18 protein-coding genes and 1 pseudogene are annotated in these 19,391 nt (G+C 63.8%); 8 read left to right on the top strand and 11 right to left on the bottom strand.

The annotated features are described in order from the left end of the window. The first annotated feature begins 50 nt into the window (after positions 1-50). Entirely contained in the window at positions 51-248 is a 198-nt protein-coding gene (locus tag ACSC1W_RS01865; RefSeq protein ID WP_435344904.1) for a heavy-metal-associated domain-containing protein, read from the top strand. 34 nt (positions 249-282) lie between these two features. Here ACSC1W_RS01865 and ACSC1W_RS01860 read toward each other — a convergent pair whose 3' ends face one another. Next, positions 283-948, bottom strand: a complete 666-nt coding sequence (locus tag ACSC1W_RS01860; protein WP_435345992.1) for a protein-L-isoaspartate(D-aspartate) O-methyltransferase — start codon at positions 946-948, stop codon at positions 283-285. A 243-nt stretch (positions 949-1,191) separates the two neighbouring features. On the opposite strand from ACSC1W_RS01860, the pseudogene ACSC1W_RS01855 reads away from it, so the two are divergent. Together ACSC1W_RS01855 and ACSC1W_RS01850 are read left to right on the top strand one after the other, a co-directional pair. Further along, positions 1,192-1,320, top strand: a pseudogene (locus tag ACSC1W_RS01855) (HVO_A0114 family putative DNA-binding protein); the annotation flags it as partial. 457 nt (positions 1,321-1,777) lie between these two features. After that, a complete protein-coding gene (locus ACSC1W_RS01850; RefSeq protein ID WP_435345991.1) occupies positions 1,778-3,727 on the top strand; it encodes a heavy metal translocating P-type ATPase in 1,950 nt (649 codons plus the stop codon). 45 nt (positions 3,728-3,772) lie between these two features. On the opposite strand, the gene ACSC1W_RS01845 is transcribed toward ACSC1W_RS01850, so the two are convergent. Continuing rightward, complete coding sequence (locus ACSC1W_RS01845) at positions 3,773-5,251, bottom strand: AMP phosphorylase (protein WP_435344902.1); 1,479 nt, start codon at positions 5,249-5,251, stop codon at positions 3,773-3,775. A gap of 145 nt (positions 5,252-5,396) precedes the next feature. On the opposite strand from ACSC1W_RS01845, the gene ACSC1W_RS01840 reads away from it, so the two are divergent. After that, positions 5,397-6,149, top strand: a complete 753-nt coding sequence (locus tag ACSC1W_RS01840) for a hypothetical protein (RefSeq protein ID WP_435344900.1) — start codon at positions 5,397-5,399, stop codon at positions 6,147-6,149. A gap of 80 nt (positions 6,150-6,229) precedes the next feature. Here the strand turns inward: ACSC1W_RS01840 and ACSC1W_RS01835 are convergent, their stop codons facing one another. Both ACSC1W_RS01835 and ACSC1W_RS01830 read right to left on the bottom strand, forming a co-directional pair. Further along, entirely contained in the window at positions 6,230-6,472 is a 243-nt protein-coding gene (locus tag ACSC1W_RS01835; protein WP_435344898.1) for a HalOD1 output domain-containing protein, read from the bottom strand. Positions 6,473-6,599: 127 nt separating this feature from the next. Beyond that, positions 6,600-7,250 (bottom strand): helix-turn-helix domain-containing protein, encoded by a 651-nt coding sequence (locus tag ACSC1W_RS01830; RefSeq protein WP_435344896.1) that lies wholly within the window; start codon positions 7,248-7,250, stop codon positions 6,600-6,602. 238 nt (positions 7,251-7,488) lie between these two features. Between ACSC1W_RS01830 and ACSC1W_RS01825 the strand changes: the two genes are divergently transcribed. Further along, entirely contained in the window at positions 7,489-8,127 is a 639-nt protein-coding gene (locus ACSC1W_RS01825; RefSeq protein WP_435344894.1) for a TMEM175 family protein, read from the top strand. A 227-nt stretch (positions 8,128-8,354) separates the two neighbouring features. Further along, complete coding sequence (locus ACSC1W_RS01820; RefSeq protein ID WP_435344893.1) at positions 8,355-10,004, top strand: amidohydrolase family protein; 1,650 nt, start codon at positions 8,355-8,357, stop codon at positions 10,002-10,004. A gap of 132 nt (positions 10,005-10,136) precedes the next feature. Here ACSC1W_RS01820 and ACSC1W_RS01815 read toward each other — a convergent pair whose 3' ends face one another. The 4 genes from ACSC1W_RS01815 to ACSC1W_RS01800 form a co-directional block, all read right to left on the bottom strand. Further along, the gene (locus tag ACSC1W_RS01815) at positions 10,137-10,418 is read right to left on the bottom strand and encodes a hypothetical protein (protein ID WP_435344891.1); all 282 of its coding nucleotides are present in this window, start codon (positions 10,416-10,418) and stop codon (positions 10,137-10,139) included. 192 nt (positions 10,419-10,610) lie between these two features. Next, the gene (locus ACSC1W_RS01810) at positions 10,611-11,066 is read right to left on the bottom strand and encodes an arsenate-mycothiol transferase ArsC (RefSeq protein ID WP_435344889.1); all 456 of its coding nucleotides are present in this window, start codon (positions 11,064-11,066) and stop codon (positions 10,611-10,613) included. A gap of 88 nt (positions 11,067-11,154) precedes the next feature. Then, on the bottom strand, positions 11,155-11,547 hold the full coding sequence (locus tag ACSC1W_RS01805) for an ArsR/SmtB family transcription factor (RefSeq protein WP_435344887.1): 393 nt from the start codon (positions 11,545-11,547) through the stop codon (positions 11,155-11,157). 272 nt (positions 11,548-11,819) lie between these two features. Further along, positions 11,820-13,160 carry a hemolysin family protein gene (locus ACSC1W_RS01800; protein ID WP_435344885.1) on the bottom strand — a complete coding sequence of 447 codons (1,341 nt, stop codon included), beginning with the start codon at positions 13,158-13,160 and terminating at the stop codon, positions 11,820-11,822. 287 nt (positions 13,161-13,447) lie between these two features. On the opposite strand from ACSC1W_RS01800, the gene ACSC1W_RS01795 reads away from it, so the two are divergent. After that, the gene (locus tag ACSC1W_RS01795) at positions 13,448-14,656 is read left to right on the top strand and encodes a CBS domain-containing protein (protein ID WP_435344883.1); all 1,209 of its coding nucleotides are present in this window, start codon (positions 13,448-13,450) and stop codon (positions 14,654-14,656) included. 581 nt (positions 14,657-15,237) lie between these two features. On the opposite strand, the gene ACSC1W_RS01790 is transcribed toward ACSC1W_RS01795, so the two are convergent. Next, positions 15,238-15,570, bottom strand: a complete 333-nt coding sequence (locus ACSC1W_RS01790) for a DUF5789 family protein (RefSeq protein ID WP_435344881.1) — start codon at positions 15,568-15,570, stop codon at positions 15,238-15,240. 277 nt (positions 15,571-15,847) lie between these two features. Here ACSC1W_RS01790 and ACSC1W_RS01785 point away from each other — a divergent pair, with 277 nt between their 5' ends. Beyond that, positions 15,848-16,651, top strand: a complete 804-nt coding sequence (locus ACSC1W_RS01785) for an HpcH/HpaI aldolase family protein (RefSeq protein WP_435344879.1) — start codon at positions 15,848-15,850, stop codon at positions 16,649-16,651. A gap of 199 nt (positions 16,652-16,850) precedes the next feature. Here ACSC1W_RS01785 and ACSC1W_RS01780 read toward each other — a convergent pair whose 3' ends face one another. Beyond that, the gene (locus tag ACSC1W_RS01780) at positions 16,851-17,831 is read right to left on the bottom strand and encodes a calcium/sodium antiporter (RefSeq protein WP_435344877.1); all 981 of its coding nucleotides are present in this window, start codon (positions 17,829-17,831) and stop codon (positions 16,851-16,853) included. Positions 17,832-18,150: 319 nt separating this feature from the next. Then, positions 18,151-19,386 (bottom strand): RNA-guided endonuclease InsQ/TnpB family protein, encoded by a 1,236-nt coding sequence (locus ACSC1W_RS01775; RefSeq protein ID WP_435344875.1) that lies wholly within the window; start codon positions 19,384-19,386, stop codon positions 18,151-18,153. Positions 19,387-19,391: the final 5 nt, after the last annotated feature.

Genomic DNA, 19,391 nt, shown 5'->3' with positions numbered 1-19,391 from the left:
CCGTTCGAAGGAGAAACCCGCAAAAGAGAGGCGACCATATGACCAACCGTATGACGACTACGATCACCGTCGAGGGAATGAGCTGTGGTCACTGCGAGCAGACCGTCGAGGAGGCACTTCGGGACGTGAGCGGCGTGACCGAGGCGACCGCGGACCGGGACGCCGAACGGGCGAGCATCGACGGCGACGCAGAAGCCGAAGCACTCGTCCGGGCCGTCGAAGACGCCGGGTACACTGCGCACGCCTGACTGGTTCGCTCTGGGGTGTCACCGGTGGGAGCGCCTATTCCTCGTCGGCGAACCCGTGTTCGCCGACCAGCGGGACGAATCGAACGCCGCCGTACCTCCAGCGTTCGACCCTGCCGTCGAGTTTCGTCACGAGGAACAGCTCGTGCGGTCCGTCGCGACGACCGAGGGGAATCACCATGCGGCCGTCTTCCGCCAGCTGGTCCAGGAGTGGAGGTGGCACGTCCCGGGACGCTGCGGTCACGTTGATACGGTCGAAGGGCGGATGGCGGGGCAACCCCTGTGACCCGTCGGCGACGACGACCGACACGTCGCCGTACCCGGTCCGGACGAGCGCGTCTCGGGCTGCTTTCGCGAGGTCGGGGAACCGCTCTATAGTGAAGACGTTCTCGGGGCCGACGATCTCGGCGAGCACGGCCGCATGGTAGCCGCTTCCGGTCCCGACCTCCAGTACGGTCAGTCCCGGCCGCAGTTCGAGCAGTTCCGTCATCTGTGCCACGAGGTGGGGTGCGGTGACGACCTGTTCGTGGCCGATGGCGAGCGGTTCGTCCTCGTAGGCACGGTCCCTGACTGCGTCGGGGACGAACTCGTGACGGGGAACGGTCTCCATGGCCTTCGTGACCCTGGTCGAGTAGAGGTGACCGCGTTCCCGGAGGTGGTCGACCAGTCGACTGCGGGCCCGTTCGGTCTCTGCGGTGTCCATGCTGGACGTTCGGTTGCAGCAGTGCTGGTTCGATTCGACCGGGTGTTCGACGAACGGCGTTCCAGCGAATCGGCCGGCGATGTCGACGCATCGACGGGTCGCCCGGTCTGCTCGTCGTTCGAAGGGGGTTGCTACCGACACACGGAGAGACGCGCGGGAGATGCTTAAACACGGGAGCTGGTGGCGCGTTTCACCTGGAGACCCGTGGACTGGCCCACCAGGGTAACGCCCGAGTTCCCTGACATCGAAGAGCTCGAGGAAGGAGGCCCCGGTGGGGCGATACAACCGGTCGTCCCGTTCGACAGAATCGAGACGCACGTCGACTACCCCCTTCTCGACGACGTCGACGCAACCAGTTCGCCCGCAAGCGCAGACCAGCCACTCGTTTCGCTCCAGTCTACCGACCGTTCGCAACCGCACCGCACCCATCATGATGGATGGTACCGAAACACGACCTATGGACGAACATCCAGCCCACGCGGATGCGGACGGGCAGTCGCCGGAACCGCGCTCCCGACGCCAGTCCGTTGGAACGGCCCAGTGCTGTCGCATCTGCCAGCTAGAGGCAGGTGTCGAGCGACGAGAGACCGTCACTCAGGCGGCTGACCAGCACGACCCGCCACCACCCCACGAGGAACACGAGCAAGCGGGACCACCAGCGACAGACACGACGGGGACGGACGAGCACGTTCACGAACACCACGACCACGGCGCTGGCCCCCCGAGTCCCGACCACGGCGACGGACACGAAGACCACGGCGCGCACGTCGACCACGGCGACGGACACGAAGACCACGGCGCACACGTCGACCACTCGGGGCACGAGCAGATGTTCCGCCGGCGGTTCTGGGTCTCGCTCGTCCTCTCGATACCGGTCATCTTCTTCAGCGAGTTCGTCCAGGACGTCTTCGGCTACACCGCGCCGACGTTCCCCGGAAGCGTCTGGATCACGCCGGTCCTCTCGGTGATTATCTTCGCGTACGGTGGTCTGCCGTTCCTCTCGATGGCCCGCACCGAACTGGAAAATCGCGAGCCGGGGATGATGATGCTCATCTCGCTGGCCATCACCGTCGCGTTCGTCTACTCCATCGCAAGCCTGTTCGTCGAGGGGACGACGCCCTTCTTCTGGGAACTCGTCACGCTGATCGACGTCATGCTGCTCGGGCACTGGATGGAGATGCGCTCGGTCCGCCAGGCGTCCGGGGCGCTCGACGAACTGGCGAAACTCATGCCCGACACCGCCGAGCGCGTCACCGAGACCGGGGACACGGAGGAGGTCCGCGTCTCCGAGCTCGCAGAGGGCGACGTCGTGCTCGTCCGCCCGGGTGCGTCCGTTCCCGCGGACGGCGAGGTCGCCGAGGGCGAGTCCTCGGTCGACGAGTCGATGATCACGGGCGAGTCCCGGCCCGTCGACAAGGAACCCGGTTCGGAGGTCGTCGCCGGGACGGTCAACCAGGACGGCAGCCTGCGCGTCCGGGTCACGAAGACCGGTGACGAGACGACGCTGGCGGGTATCATGCGACTCGTCGAGGAGGCCCAGCAGTCGAAGTCCCGCACGCAGTTGCTCGCCGACCGCGCGGCGGGCTGGCTGTTCTACATCGCGCTCGCCGTCGCGGGAATCACGGCCGTCGCGTGGGTCGTCGCGACCGGGTTCGACATCGGCGTCGTCGAGCGTGTGGTCACAGTCCTCGTCATCGCCTGCCCGCACGCGCTGGGGCTCGCCGTCCCGCTGGTCGTCGCCATCAACACGTCCACCGCCGCACAGAACGGGATGCTCATCCGCGACCGCATCGCGATGGAGGAGGCCCGGAACCTGGACACGGTGATGTTCGACAAGACCGGGACGCTCACCAGAGGCGAACAGGGCGTCGTCGGCGTCGAGACAGCCGACGACTGGGACGAAGAGCGAGCGCTCGAGATCGCCGCCGGCGTCGAAGGGGACTCCGAGCACATGATCGCTCGCGCCATCCGGACCGCCGCCGAGGAACGGGGCGTCCAGCGAGCCAGCGTCTCGAACTTCGAGAACCTCCGTGGCCTCGGCGTCAGAGCCACCGTCGACGGCGACACGGTCCACCTCGGCGGGCCGAACCTGGTCGAGAAACTCGACGTCGAGCGACCCGACGAGATACGCAGGTTCGCAGACGACGCGGGCGCGAACGCCCAGACCGTCGTCTACCTCGTCCGTGACGAATCCGAGGTCGTCGCCGCGTTCGCGCTCGCCGACGTCGTCCGGCCGGAGAGCAGGCAGGCCATCGAGGCACTGCACGCGATGGGCATCGAGGTGGCGATGCTGACCGGCGACTCCGAGGACGTCGCGAGGGCCGTCGCCGACGAACTCGGCATCGACCAGTACTTCGCGGAGGTACTCCCCGAGGAGAAGGACACGAAGGTCGAAGCGCTCCAGTCCGAGGGGAGACTGGTCGCGATGGTCGGCGACGGCGTCAACGACGCCCCCGCCCTCGCCAGGGCCGACGTCGGCATCGCCATCGGCTCCGGGACGGACGTCGCCATCGAGTCGGGCGACATCATCCTCGTCGACAACAACCCGATAGATGTGGTGCGACTCGTCCGACTCTCGAAGGCGAGCTACCGGAAGATGCAGGAGAACCTCGTGTGGGCCACCGGCTACAACGTCGTCGCGCTCCCGCTCGCCGCGGGGATACTCGCTCCCATCGGCATCCTCCTCTCGCCGGCTGTCGGCGCCGTATTCATGTCCGCGAGTACGGTCATCGTCGCCGTCAACGCCCGACGACTCGGTGGGGTCGACCTCTCGACCTGACGACCCTCGTCGGGGGGAGACGCTTCCATCCGAATCCCCCAGTATTCACAGCTGCTCGACGAGCGTCTCGTCGGGCGGGAGAATTCGAACGGGGTCCGCCGTTGCGAGAAACGATTCCGCCTGGTCCAGTTTCTCTCCCTTCTCGGCGTACATCGTGAGGAGCGTGTCGCCCGTGTGCAGCGTGTCACCGGCTCGACAGTGGAGCAACACGCCTGCCCCGGGATCTTTCGGCGCTCCCGCCCGTCTCGCGAGTTCGTTCACCTGCCGATTGTCGACGTGTGTGACCGTGCCGTCGCGGCTGGCCGAGAGCGTCGACTCGTGTGGTCCGGGGTGGAGGTCCCCGGCGGCGACGTCGGCGTCCCCGTTCTGTGCACCGATGATCTCTCTGAACTTCGAGAGCGCCTGGCCCGTTTCGAGGATGTGCGACGCGCTCTCCTCGGTGCCAGTCGCGTCGAGGAGCATCTGTGCGAGGCGTTCGCTCTTCGACCGCAGGTCGTGCGGACCGTCCCCCTCCAGCACGGCGAGGACGTCACGGGCTTCGAGCACCGGTCCGATACCGTTCCCGATGGGCTGTTCGCCGCGCGTGATGGCACATTCGACGTCCATCCCGAGGTTCCTCCCGACGCGGCTGAAGTCTTCGGCGATCTCGCGCGCGTCGGAGAGGCTCTCGACCTTCGACCCCTCGCCGTAGGGGATGTCGATGACGACGTGCGTCGCGCCAGCGCTCTTCTTCTTCGAGAGCACCGACGCGATGACCTGCCCCGGTGGGTCGAGCGAGAGCGGCGTCAACGCCCGGATGATCTTGTCGTCGACGGGCGACAGATTCATCGCGCCGCCCCAGACCATACAGCCGTTCGTCCGGTCGACGATCTCCCGTATCTCGCCGATGGTGAAGTCGACGTCACAGAAGACCTCCATCGTGTCCGCCGTCCCTGCTGCTGAGGTCACCGCACGGGACGACGTCTTCGGGATGGTGAGCCCTGCCGCAGCGACGATGGGTATCACGATCGGCGTGACCCGGTTGCCGGCGACACCGCCGATCGAGTGTTTGTCCACGATGGGACTCCGTCCCCACTCGATCGATTTGCCGACGTTCACCATACACTCGGTGAGACACATTATCTCCTCGCGAGAGAGGCCGTTCGCGTACACCCCGGAGACGAACGCGCTCAACTCGACGTCGTTCAGGCGGTCCTGGTTGATGTCGCGGACGATGGCACCGATCTCGTCCATCTCGAGTTCGACGTCGTTGAGTTTCTTCGAGAGGTGGCCGACTGAGTCCGGTTTCGACGCGATAGAGACCTCGACGTCCCCGGTGATGTGCCCGAGTGGCCGAGTCACGCCGAGCGAGCCCGGCTGGACGAGTTCGTCCGTGATCTCCACGATTCCGGTCGAGACCTGGTCGGCGTGTCGAATCCGAATCCTGTCGAGGGGATGCAGCCCCAGTTCACCCGCGTCCCGCGAGTTGAACAGGACGGTGGGCGTCCGGGTCCCGATGTCGATCTCCTCGGCGGTGAGTTCCATGTTCCGGTCTTCGCGCGCCGTCGGTATAGACCGATGGCCCTGTCGAGCACGGACACGTTCGTCGAGTATCCAGTCTGTGCGTTCGTTCCGAGCACCTGTCCGATACTGCACAAAACACTTGCCGTCGGTTGGACAATCGGCAGCCATGAACCGTCGGACCCTCCTGACCACCGTCGCTGGTGGAACGCTCTCGCTCGCCGGCTGTACGACCCAGATAGACCCGGGCGGGAGCGACGAGACTACCCGACCGCCGGAGAACTGCCCGACGACCCAGGGGCTCGACGTCGAGTGGCCCACGGAACTCGACGCGTCGACCGTCGAGTCGTTCGTCGAGTCGTACGAACACGCGTACTACCGGGACGTCGTCGTCGAGTACGAACCTGAGTCGCGACTCGACTCCTACGAGCTGAGCGGGGACGCCACCTCGCCGACGGACGTCAGGGACGGCTGGGAACTCTCGTACTCCGGCAGTGGCGGTGTCTACAGGCCGACCCTCTCGCTTTCCGCACGCACCGCAACCCTACCCGACGGGGCCGACGTGGTCCCGGTGAGCGAGGTCGACGACGAGGTCCTGACCGAGGTGCTCGACGAGGCTGCCGAAACGGGGACGGCCGACCATCACGTCGACCAGCCCGGTGAGACGGTCGACCGGTACGTCGACCTGCTCGCGTCGCTCTCCGACGACTTCGAGCCGCTCTCGGACACGGGCCACGGCGACTCCCTCTACGTCGACGTCGACGGCACGCCGGTCGAACTCACCGCGGAGGCGGACAGCTTCCACGGGGACTACTGGTGGACCGCGTGGTACTACGTCGACGACCAGGTCGTCCGGCGCACGACAGACGAGGCCACGGACCCGCAGGACGGAACCCTGCTCGAGTGCCGACCGTCCGGGTGACGTCCGCCGCCCTGCAGGGCGGTGAAGCTACTCGTCCCCTACCGACGAGTACTCCATCAGAATCGAAACCGTGCGCTGGACTACGTAGCCGTGGCACTCGGTTCCGCGACCTCGAACGTGCCGTCGGACTTGGCACGGATACGGTATCCGGCGTACTCGAACCGTATCTCGACCGGTGGGCCATCTGAACCACGCAAGAGGGATTCGAGCGCATCGGTATCGATCGCCTCGTACAGCGGCGGCTGGAGCTGAGACGCGGGAATCTCCTCGTGATCGGCGACTCGCTCGACGATCTCGATCAGTCGTGATTCACTGTCTTCCATCGGGGGAGCGTATCACTGCCAGGTGTGTAGGAATTGTTCTTACCCAGGTAACATCGTCCGGTCGAACGCGAGTCGCTACGTTCGGCGGGAAACACTCGCGTCGCGTGAATCCCAGCGCGATAGCGTCTCACTCACTCCCGGATTCGAGGACCGTCGTCGAGACGAGCGTCCGGAGGCCGCGCCTGAGCCGACCGGCGAACGCCTGGCGGGAGATACCGACCGCCTCTGCTAGCGTTTCGAGCTTGACGTCACGAGGTTCGTTGAAGTACCCCCGGTCGTACGCGAGTTGCACGGCCTCGAGTTGCGAACTCGTCAGTCGCTCGGTTCGAGGTCTCGAATCCACGTCGTGTATCCTGACAAGGGTCGTGGGGACCCCCATGTCTTCGAGATGCTCGTGGAGTTCGGCGAGCGGCTCTCGACTCGCCGCACGGAACTCGAACCACCAGCGTTCGGCGGTTCCTTCTACAGACAGGGCCGCGATGTCGGCGTCAGCGATCTCCACGACGACGTCCCTGAACCTCCGGTTCCACACCACCCGGTAGAGCGATCCCGCCCCTTCCTGCGTGTCGAGCACCTCGATGTGCTCGACGGCTCCCTCCGCCTGCGTGGCCGGAATCACTTCGTCCGGGTCTGCACCCTGCACCCAGATGAACGGCATCACGGAATTTGCCATGGGGACGATCCGATCGACCTCGACGCGAACGTCGGGGAGCGTACTGAACGCCCGGCCGATTCGGAATCCACGTGCGGGAATCTCGAATTCGGCGTATACGACCATACATCACTATTGGTGGGACGAACCAAAGGATTCGTCCCCGGTGCGAACACGGGCCGGTCTGTCGTCTGGGCTCTTCTCTGGGCCGAGGGCACCGGTCCGGAAGCGGGCCCCTGACTGGTCGAACGGGCCTCGTCGAAGCCCTTGCCGAGAAACGTCGACACCGGTTCCCCTTCTTCCAGTCGCCCCAGTATCCGTCTCGTCGCCAATCTCCATGGCAGTGGAACCCGTAGCGGACCTCATGGCACTCCCTTTCAGACGCGAATCTGAGGAGACCGACCGGTTGCTCGCGCTCTCCGACGGGGTCATCGCCATCGCCATCACGCTGCTCGTCCTGGACATCACCGTCCCAGATGTCCCGGCAGGTACGCCCCCGTCGGTCGTCGCGGAGCTCGTCTTCGAGCAGTGGCACGAGTACTTCGGATACGTACTGAGCTTCCTGGTCATCGGACTCTACTGGATGCTTCACCGACGCATCTTCGTCCACATCGAGGCCCACGACCGGGGGGTAATCTGGCTTAACCTCCTCTTTCTGCTCCTCGTGGCGTTCGTCCCCTACGGGACGAGCGTCTTCAGCACGTATCCGAACCGCTTCGGCGTCTCCTTCATCGCTGCCGTCCTCGCACTCACCGGCTTCTCCCTCGCCGCCCTCTGGATCTACGCGTCCTGGAAGCAACTCATCGAGGACGGAATCGCCTCCCGCGCCGTCGGGATCCAGGCCGCGCGCTTTCTGGCCTCACCGATCGTGTTCACCGGCTCGATCGCCGTGGCGAGCGTCGACCCAGTCTGGGCGATGCTCACCTGGGTCCTCCTGATTCCGATCAACGGCACCCTGAACTCGCGGGTCGTCGAGAGCCTCGAGGACGAGGCGAGGGCCTAGGCCGGGGGCGTCACCGGTGGGTGACCGGCCGCCGCCCGATCCGGGCGTCGAAAACCCGGTCGCCGGACCCGTCGGGGTAAGCGCCCGTTAGTTGGGGTCGAAATTGGACAACCGGCAGTACGGGATAATTACGACGGTTTTGGTTTCATAACAAAGTCTGAGGCAGTCGATTCGACGGGCAACCGGGGGCGCTACACTCACTGAATGGACCCTTCGGTCGAACAAACATGACTACGCAACACTACGACCTCGTCATCTCCGGTGGACGAGTCATCGATCCAGAGACGATGCTCGACGCAGTCAAGAACGTCGGCGTGAGCGATGGCCGTATCGAGGCGATAACCACCGACGACATCTCCGGTGACGAGACCATCGACGCCACCGGGCTCGTCGTCGCCCCCGGCTTCATCGACACGCACTTCCACGCGGTCGATCCGTTCGCCACGAAGCTGGCACTCCGCGACGGGACGACGACCGGCATGGACCTCGAACTCGGCGCGCTCCACGTCGGTGACTGGTACGAGCAGAAGGCTACGGGCGGCTGGCAGGTGAACTACGGCACGACCGCCAGCCTCAACTTCGCCCGGTTGGCCGTCCACGACCCCGAGGTCGACATCGAGGAACCGATCGACTTCTCGAACGGACCGAGCTACCTCAACGAGTCCGCAGAAGACGGCGTCCAGGGCTGGTCCGTCACCCGGAGCGACGTCGAACAGATGAACCAGGTCATGGAGCTACTGGACGAAGACCTCCGCCAGGGTGCCCTCGGGGTCGGCGTCGGCGCGGCGTACATGGCCCGTGGAATGACGAGTTACGAGCAGTTCGAGGCCCAGCGGACGGCCGCACGCTACGACAGGCTAACGTCGGTCCACACCCGATACCACCTGAGCAGCCAGACGCCGACGGAGGCACCGATCGGCCTCGACGAGGTGCTCACCAACGCGATGCTGCTCGACGCGCCACTGATCCTCTGTCACGACAACGACTACGGCTGGTGGGAGAACGAGGAGAAGTTGCGGCTAGCTCGCGAGAAGGGCTACAACGTGTGGGGAGAGCACTATCCGTACGACGCCGGGTCGACAGTGGTGAGCGCCGACTTTCTCCGCCCCGAGGTCTGGGAAGAGACGTACGGGAACGTCTACGAGGAGACGATCTACGACCCAGTGAGAGACTCGTTCCTCGACAAGGAAGCGTACGAGAACCTGGTGGAGGAGGATCCTGGCCATACCATCGTCGTGTTCTTTCCTACGCGAAACCGGTGGATGTCGTACTGGTTGCAGATACCGCACATGACCGTGGCCACCGACGCGATGGCCGGCGTGGGAGACGACGGTGAACTGCTGCCGTGGGACGCCGACTACGAGTCGTACGCGGGCCACCCGCGCACGGCAGGAGCGATGGCCAAGACGCTACGGCTCGGTCGAGAGCACGATGTCCCACTCATGTTCTCGCTCGCCCAGTTGAGCTACTGGACTGCGAAGCACCTCGGGGACGCCGGCATCGACGACATGAAAGAGCGGGGTCGCGTCCAGGTGGGGGCCGTCGCCGATCTGACGCTGTTCGACCCGGAGACAGTGACCGACAATTCCACCTACAAACACGGGGAGAACGGCCTGCCATCTACCGGCATCCCGTACGTCGTCGTAAACGGGACCGTCGTCGTAGAGGATTCCGAGGTACTCCCGGTCAAACCTGGCCAGCCGATTCGGTATCCGATAGAAGACGAGGGACGGTTCGTGCCGATCGATACCCGCGAGTGGATCGAGGAGCACACCATCGGTGCCGGGGCGATGCCGCGGACGGACGACACCGGGGCGGGCACGGTGATGCCGGAAGACGAAGATATCGAACTCCCTAATTCGACTCGTGAGGAGTAGGTTCGAGAACCACCAGTGAGGCGTACGCTCCGACCGAGTTCGACCGGATCGCAATCGAACGACGCCACTGTACATCGGGTGTGCGAGTCTCTCGACTCTCCAGAACGGTTGTCGTAGAAGCGGACAGCTATTCTACGGGGACGACCCGACGAAGAACGCCCCGTACACCGACATCGCGAGCAGGAAGGCACCGACCATCAGGAGGACGACCCCACCGAATCGGAACGTCCATTCCCGATGTTCGGCCGTGTCCTCGTAGTACTCGGGCTGCTCCGAGGGTGGGGCCGAGCTCACCGCCTCTGCGTACCGCCGCTGGAACGCCAGCGCCGTCTCGACGCGAAACGCGAACACGTACCCGAGACCCAGCAGCAGCAGCGCGACAGCAGCCAGAACGACCATTTCGAGTGACACCATCTCACTGTCCAGATTGTACTCGGGATGCCAGTTTGAATCCCCCGGTATCTGTGAGGGGAACGCAGAGAGAAGTGGCCTCGCGGGATACGGCGACCGGCCATCGTCTGACCGGTTCGCGCAGGCTATCCGATACAGCTACCGTGACCGACTCGGTCACCGTCAGAACCGGCGTGCTGCATAGTGGGACTGGATTCAGCAGCAGGACAATCCGTCGGTCTGGAGTTCGTCAAACAGCTCCGCGACGCGGTGCCGAATCTCGTCACGGATCTCTGCGACCTCGTCCGCCGGTTTCCCGTCGGGGTCGGGCAAGTCCCAGTCGCGGTTCTCGCCCGCCCAGCCGGCCGGACAGACGTCGTCCGCAGAACACCCCATCGTGATCACGTAGTCACTCCCCTGGATCTCCCCGAACGTCACCTCGCGTGGCGTCCGGTCGCCGAGGTCGATACCGTCGTCGGCCATCGTTTCGACGACTTCGGGGTGGACGTGGGCGGCCGGTCGTGTCCCGCCCGTGACGACCTCGAAGCGGTCGTCGACGCCTCGGGTTTCGAGTTCGTGCTGCGCGAACGCGTAGGCCATCTGGGAGCGACCGGCGTTCTGCACACACACGAAGGCGATTCGGGTCGGGTCTGAGTCGGTGGATTCTGTCACTGTTCTGTCTGTGGGTAGTCGGTGGCGGCGACACTGCTGCTCCCCGTGGTGTCCGGGACGAGTCGGTTCTCGGTGGCGAGGTCGGGGTTCACTCGTCGCGCACGTCGCGGTCGGCGGTCTCGACGAGGGCGTCTGCGAGCGAGGTAGCGGTGTAGTATCGCCAGTTCCCGTCTTTGCGACGGGTGACGAGTCCGGCATCGACGAGGTCGGAGAGGGCGTGGCTGATGGCGCTCTCGCTCACGTCGACGAGCGGTTCGAGTTCGCAGACGCAGAGTTCGTCGTCCGCGACAGCGAGCGCGCGGGTGAGTCGATAGCGTGTTTCGTCGCCGAGGACGGCAAAGACGGCGCGGGCGTCGTCTTCAGCGAACGCGCGCTCTGCGAGGCTGTCGAGTTCGGTGAGACGTTCCTCGACGTCGGACTGGCAGCACTCCTCCAGCTGGTCGGCGAGGAGGTGTCGAATACGGTCTGCCGTCGTCGCCATCACCGTCGATTGAACTAGCGTTCAGATAGTGTTTTCGGCTTGAATCACTGTTCAGATAGCCTGTTCAGCGGTGACCGATACGTGCTGTGTATGCAGCACCGCTACTGGAACCACTCTCTGATTCGAGGGTTTCAACGAACCCAAATGGAATCTACCGCGCTTCAAGAGAGACCACGAAACCCATCGATCGACCTCCTCCCTCGCCGGAAGACGCGAGATTCCCACCACGGGAGTTCGGGCCGAGCGTGTGCTCGACCTGACGGTTTCAAGACTCACTCCTCAGTCGTCTCCGTCTGGGATGTCTCGGGTGGCTGGATCACGAGGCGTTCGATTCGCGCGTTGTCGATAGCGTCGACGAGGAGGACGTATCCCTGCTGGTCGGTTCGGTCACCGACCTCGGGTTCTCGTCCGAGCTGGCTGAAGACGAATCCGCCGATCGTCTCGACCTGGTCGGTCTCGAATTTGGCGCCGAGCCGTTCGTTCACGTCTTGGACGGGAACGCCACCGTCGACTACGTACGTTCCGTCGTCTCGCTGCTTGATAGCGGGGCCCTGCGGTGCAGTGTCGAATTCGTCTCGAATGTCGCCGACGATCTCCTCGAGGATGTCCTCGATGGTCACGATCCCCTCGAACGCACCCCACTCGTCGATGACGACGGCGATCTGTCCACCACCGTACGTCTGAAACTCTGCGAGGATTGCGTCGATCCGCCGCGTCTCCGGGACTACCAGGACGTCGCGTGCGAGGTCACGTGCCGTGGTCGAGTCGTGATCTGCTTCGGTTTCGCTCGCCTGGAGGATATCCTTCGCGTGGACGAACCCAACTGGCTGGTTTCCGTCTTCGTCGAGAACGATGTAGCGAGTGTAGGTCCCGCTGGCGGCAACCGTACGCAGTTCTGAAAGCGTCATCGAGGCGGACACGGTTTCGACGTCGGGGCGTGGAACCATGATCTCCCGGGCGAGCGTGTCGCCGAGTTCGAAGACGCTCTCGATCATCTCGACCTCGTCGAGGTCGACGTGTCCCGTTTCCTCCGCGCGCGTGAGAATCATCAGGATCTCTTCCTCGGAATGTGTTTCTTTGCTTTCGGACGCTGGCGAGACGCCGACCAGGCTAGTGAAGTAGTTGGCAGTGCCGTTGAAGACGACGAGGCCGGGCAGGAACAGGTAGTAACAGAACTTCATGAACGGCGCAACGAGGAGCGCCACCCGTTCGGCCTCCTGGATGGCGAAGGTTTTCGGTGCGAGTTCGCCGAAGACGACGTGGAGGAAGGTGATGAAACCGAATCCTAGCGCGAACGCCACGAGATGAATGACGCCTGCAGGTAACAGTGCCCCGAGAACCGGTTCGATGAGCGCTGCGACAGCTGGCTCACCGATCCACCCGAGGCCGAGTGAGGAGAGCGTAATCCCGAGCTGGCTGACGGCGAGATAGCCGTCGAGGTTCTCGATGGCATCCTGTACTAGCCCCGCACCGGGTTTCCCGCGGTCGACGAGCGCGTTCACCCGGGTCGGCCGGATTTTCACGAACGCGAATTCTGCGGCGACGAATACCCCGTTCATGACGACGAGGAAGAACGCGAGGAACAATCCACCGATAGATATCAACTCTACCATACACCGGTATTGGCGTGTGAGGGCCTTGTAGGGGGTGGCTGCTGTCGCGCCTACTTGGCGCACGTCCCAGTCGGGTTTCTGTCGCGTCACAGGCCCCAGAAGAACGCGATGCCGGCCGTCGTGACGACGGTCAGGAGGAACTGGAGCGGCGCACCGACGCGAGCGAAGTCGGTGAACTTGTAGCCGCCGGGGCCGTAGACCACGAGGTTCGTCCGGTAGCCGACCGGGCTGAATCAGGGGTGGAACAAGCATAACCGTCCAGCGTCCCTCCTAGTAGAGAGTAACACATGGATATCTCAGAGATCCTTTCAACAAAATTCACGGAGTTCGACATCGGAACCCCTCTCTCGAAAGTCGCCGGGGCATTCGAGAATCAGGAACTCGATGCCGTCATCGTGACGGACGGCGACGAGTATCGCGGCGTCGTCAGTCGCCGACAGCTGGCGTCCTCGTCCAACCAGCCGTCTGCGAAGGTCGGCTCACAGATCCAGCACGTCCCGACGGTCGACCGCACCGAGGACGTCCGCGAGGTTGCGCGACTCATGATCGGGAGCGACGCCAAAACGCTCCCCGTACTCCGCGATGACCGTGTCGTCGGTGTGGTGACTGGCGATGCCGTGCTCGAGGCTGTCCGTCCGTTTCTCGACGCGGCGACCGTCGACGACGCGTACACGGCGGAGTTAATCAGTGCGGCCCCCGAAACCTCGATCGGGAAAGCGCTCAACATGCTTCGAGAAGCCGGGACCGCCCATCTCCCGGTCGTCGACGGGGAGGAGCTCGCGGGAATGTTGAGCCTGTACGACGTCATCGAGTTCACGACGCGGGGCGGCAGCAAGAGCCAGGGTGGGTCGTCGGGCGGCTTCGGTGGCCGTGGCGGTGGTAGGCAGAACCGTGGTGGATTCGGCGGGCGCGAGGGCGATGCCGACCGGATGCTCGATCTTCCGGTACGGAACCTGATGTCCGACGCAGTCGTGACCGTCGAGCGGAGCGCGCCACTCGACGAGGTCGTCGAGACGATGTTCGAGCGGGAGATCTCCTCGCTCGTCGTCACGGCCGACGACACCGACGAGCCGATCGGTATCATCACGAAAACGGACGTCATCGAGGCGCTCACCTGGGAGCGCGATGACCGGAACGCCGTGCAGGTGTTCGGGCTCGACCTGCTGGAGGGGATGAACTACGACGACGTCGCCGCCCTGATCGAGAGCATGACCTCGAAGTACGCTGAGATGAACGTTATCAAGGCCAGCATCGAACTGCAGGAGCACAAGGAACAAAATCGAGGTGTGCCGCTGATACTGGCACGAATCCGACTGGTCACCGACCGCGGCTACTTCACGGCCGATGGGGAGGGCTACGGTGCCTCTCACGCCCTTCGGCTTGCCGCGAACGCGGTCGAACGTCAGCTGCTCAAGGGGAAGACCTACGGTAACTCGAAGAAGCATCCCGACACTGACGAGCAGGCACAGCTCTACGGCTGGTGGCTTGGCGGTTGACATCACCCCCGCCCTACAGGGCGAGGATTCCCCGAAGGGGATATTCAGGTTGCGCGTTTCCTCGGTTCTCGAGTTACGCTTTCGCGTGGAACGTCGAAGGTCGCCGTCCAGTTGTGACCACGGACGTGCTTTTCAGCGCGTACAGCCCTGTCGATGGGACCTTCCGCCCCGCATACAGCGGGCGTCAACACCGTGGAAAGACGTTCCACGAGCAATCGGGCGGAACCCGATGACGACGGCTGGCTACTCAGCCCGCGAGGTAGCACGGGTCGCGTCAGCCGAACTGCTACGCCGTCCATGGTTCACCCTCCCGTTGTGCGAGATTCCCTGAAACGTTCAGGTCGGCGTGGCGTCCCCGACCGCACTCCAGTCTACAACCAGGCGAGTACCCGTTGCTGGCTCACACACTCGGTAGAGATGCTCGAAAATGACTACCTCCTGCGTGACGACGAGACGTTCGGCTTCTTCGCCGACGACGAATCCGAGAACTCCTACGAGTCACGCGACGAGGAGTGAGCCGAACGTCCTGCCGCAGGGACCCGACCGGTAGTGGACCGAAGTGGATACCGAGACGACAGCGGTTATCGATGTATCAGTCCCAGTAACCGGCTTCGAACATCATCGGCGGAGTCGTACGTTTGATTCTCGGTGGGGGCAAGCACTTCTTCGAGGGACTTCGTCCCTCCCTGCGTTTCGATCTCATAGTCGCCACAGGCCTCGACCAATTCATCCGTCGTGGTTGGATAGTCTTGGGCTTCGAGTGCCTCGTCGAGGTCACCAAGCCTTCCACCAGGGCCACCGCTCATCGCTCGGGATTCACGGGCGCGGTCGCGCACATCCTCTCGCTTTCGCTCTGGCTGTTTTCGCTGTTCGTCGTCTGGGTTCTCGTTTCGGTTCCGTTCGTCGTCTGACATCCTCTGTGTAATAAGCGCCCATTTCGCATAACTGTGTGGACGCCCGTTGGTGTGAGCTCCTCGCCTACGTGGTGGTGGGGGTGGCAGCCTCGTCGGACCTACTCGATATCCTTCAGCTTTCGAGATGAACGACGATCCGTCACTTCGTCAGTCGGTGAGAACCGTTCTTCGTTACGGGGCTCTGATGTCCCTCGGTGCCGCACTTGCCATGAGTGGTGAACGGAGTCTCCATCACCTGTGCGGTAGATGTTTCCCGTCCGCGCCAGAAGATACATCGATGGACCATCCAGCGTCGACGAACGACCTCGCAGCCACGTTAGAGAGCGGAGGCGTTGCGCTCGGCCTGCTCGACAACACGTACAGTCCCACGCTCGTGGAGTTTTACGGTGAACTCGACCTGGATTTCGTCTGGATCGATCTCGAACATGGGGGGCCGGATCCGTGGGACGCGAGTCGGATGGAGGACCTCCTACGCGCAGCCGAACGGACGGACCTCGAACTGCTCGTCCGACTCCCCGACACGGACCCAACGCTGGTCCGGAAGGCGCTCGATCTCGGGGCCAGGAACGTCTTTCTGCCACGCGTGGAGACGGCGACGGAGGTCCGTGAGGCGGTCAAATCCGCCCGGTTCCGCTACGACGGGAATCCGGGCGATCGGGGACTTGGGTCGCCCCGGGCCCGGCGCTGGGGGCTCGCCGACGACTACATCGCCACCGAGGATCGGGAAACGATGGTCGGTGTGACCATTGAAACCGAGGCGTCCGTCGAGAATCTCGACGCAATCCTGGACGTCCCGGAACTGGGATTCGTCTTCATCGGCCCGCTCGACCTCTCGGTGTCGCTCGGCTGTCCCGGCGAAATCGACCATCCGGACGTGCAGGAAGCCGTCGAGACGGTTCGGTCGAACGCCGTCGATGCAGGTGTTCCCGTCGGCGGTCTCGGATTCGGCATGGACGATGTCAACGAGAAAGCGACGAACGGCTACCAGATGCTGAACCTCGGCAGCACGACCGGGGCGCTCCAGCAGACCGTCACCGGCTGGTTCGACGCCTACGAGGGTGAACGACCAGCGAGCGAGTGAGAACGGTCACACCGAGACCAGTCACGATGGATTGAACCGACCTGCCGTTCTCCACTAGTTCGGTGGATCCTCCGTTAACTCCGCTTCTGGTGCATTCTTCATTACAACAGACCGCATCGGGGTAGGACTTCCTGGTTCAACGACGTGCTCTGCAGGAACTGTGGTTCCCGCAGGACCGCTCATGGCAGCCGAGCGTCTCTTATCCGACCAGCCCCAGCAGTCCCAGGACCCACCGTCCGACCTCCGAGGCAGCGAACAACGCTCCCTCCGGCCGCGAGAGCTGTCGGCCCGTCCACAGCGCCGCGACCATGACCACGGTGACGACGATGAGCCATGCGACGGACTCGAGCGCGACAGACCCGAGCGACAGCGGACGGATGACTGCCCCCACGCCTAACACACCGAGCACGTTGAAGACGTTGCTCCCGACGACGTTCCCGACGGACACGCCGAGCCGTCCTTGCCGCATCGCCACCAGCGAGACGGCGAACTCCGGTGTCGAGGTGCCTGCAGCGACGATGGTGCCGCCGATGACTGAGTCGGGGATGCCCGCTGTTTGTGCCAGCGTGGAGGCTGCCCCCACCATCAGGTCGCCGCTCACCACGACCACGGCGAGCCCCATCACCAGCAGGACCGCATCGCGCCCACGGAAGGTCACACGTTCGGTCAGTGCCGTCGGTATGCCCTCTTTCTCGGGAGCGCAATCCGTGTCCGAGGGGTCGGCACCGGTCCGGAGTAGGTACGCCGTGTAGGTGACGAACGAGACGACGAGCACGGCACCCTCGACACCGAACACCGTGCGGTCGAACATGACTGCGGCACCGAGGAGTGTGCTTGCGACCAGAACCACACCGTCGCGGTGGACCAGCGACCGCTCGATCGGAATAATCCGGACCAGCGAGACGACACCAAGTATGAACGCGAGGTTGTAGATGTTCGACCCGACGACGTTGCCGACTGCGATCGCCCCCAGATTGGCCAGTGCCGCGTCAGCAGTGACCACCAGCTCCGGAGTGGAGGTGCCGGCGGCGACGATGGTGAGGCCAATAGTGAGTTCCGACAGCCCGAGCCGACGGGCCAGCCGGACCACGGAATCGACGAGGAGACGGGCCCCGATCCAGAGCCCCGCGACTGTCGCAACGAGAATACCGACCTGGACAGCGGTTCCGCCGCCCACCATCGCGTGTCGTGAGAGATGTCCACAGATAGCCCCATAAAACCAGTCGCCGACCGGGTCGTGAGCCCGCCGCGAAAACACGGCACCTTCTCCCGTAACGGGGCCACTGCACGGTGAGAGCCCATCGACGAGATCACCGCTACCGAACGGAACGACGAAACCCGAGGCCTGGTCAGCGTCGGCCCATGTCCCTACAATTGACAATTCCGTGACTGAAGTCGATGTCCAACACGACGGGTAGCGATGACGATTGACCTCCTCCCGCGCCCAAAGTCGCGGGAATCCCACCATGGGATTTCAGGCCGAGCGCGGCCCTACGGTTTCAAGACGCATACGTTCCAAGCGTCTCTTGCTGGGTGTCAGCATCGGCTTGGCTGTCTTGTGGGACGGTCAAACGTCCCCCTTCCGCAGCCGAGTCATCGCCACTCGTGTCTTCTCTTGAATGGCTCTCTCCGCTGAGGTAGCGGTCTGCAATATTGAGCGCGGCGTTCACGTCCGCCTGGTACTCCGAAACCCAACACCCCGAGTTGGAACACTTGAACGTTGCTTGGTCAGGACGGTAGCCCTGTTCTCCACAACAGTGGCACGTCTTCGAGGTGTACGCGGGATTCACCGTCTCCACGCGAATCCCCTTCTCAGCCGCCTTGTAGCGAATCTGACCGTACATCTTGGCGAACCCCCATCCGTGAAGACGGCGGTTCATGAACGCGCCGTAGTCCATGTTCTCACGGATATGCGTCAAGTCTTCCAGAACCAACACGGGGTTCTCGAACTGGTCGGCGTAGGCGACGACCTCCGACGTGACCGTGTGGAGAACGTGGTCGATGTGTCGCCACAACTCGTCGCCGTAGGACTCTGCGATACGTTCGCTTCCGCGTTGCTGAAGGCGTCGAGTCGCCGTGAAATACGTCTCGCGGAGTTGTCGAACCGTCTTGCCTTCGTCGTTCCAGAGGTCGGGTGCAGTCGGGGAGCCGCGCTCGTCACGGTGACACACCGTTACCAAAGAGGCTTCCCCGATGTCTACCCCAATCGGCGTCTCCGCCGAACTGGTTTCTCGGTCCTCCACGTCTCGCGTGGCGACGATGTGGAAGTACCACTCGCCGTCACGGTCGAACAGCCGACACTCACCCATCTTCGCGTCTCCCGCGTGCAACGCTTCCAACCACTCTCGTTGTTCGGGGTTCGGTTGTGCGGGGAGCCAGAGGTGGTAGTCGTCGTGGTGTGGGATTTTGACGTACCACTCAATGGCGTTCTGTGGTTTGTGGTCGAGTTTCGGGCCTTCGTTCGTGAACCGAACGGGGTGGTCGTCGTGAAGCTCTTTCGCGTCGTAGCTCCCACCACAGAGTTGCGGGACGTACTTCTTGAGCGCGTTCTTCGCGTACCCGCTCAGGTCGTAGGTGACCACCACGTCGTTGGCCGCCGACTGTGTGGTGCAGTTGGCGTTGAACGCATCTTCGAGCGCCTGCTGGTACGCCTGTTTCGTCTCACAGAGTTTCCGATGCTTGTGGGCGTTCGGTTCCACGAGCTTCAGTTCGAGCGTCTTCGTGAGCTCGGTCACGATTC

This window comes from Haloarchaeobius marinus, assembly GCF_051207415.1.
Lineage (GTDB): Archaea > Halobacteriota > Halobacteria > Halobacteriales > Natrialbaceae > Haloarchaeobius.
This window is presented reverse-complemented; position numbering and strand designations above follow the sequence as displayed.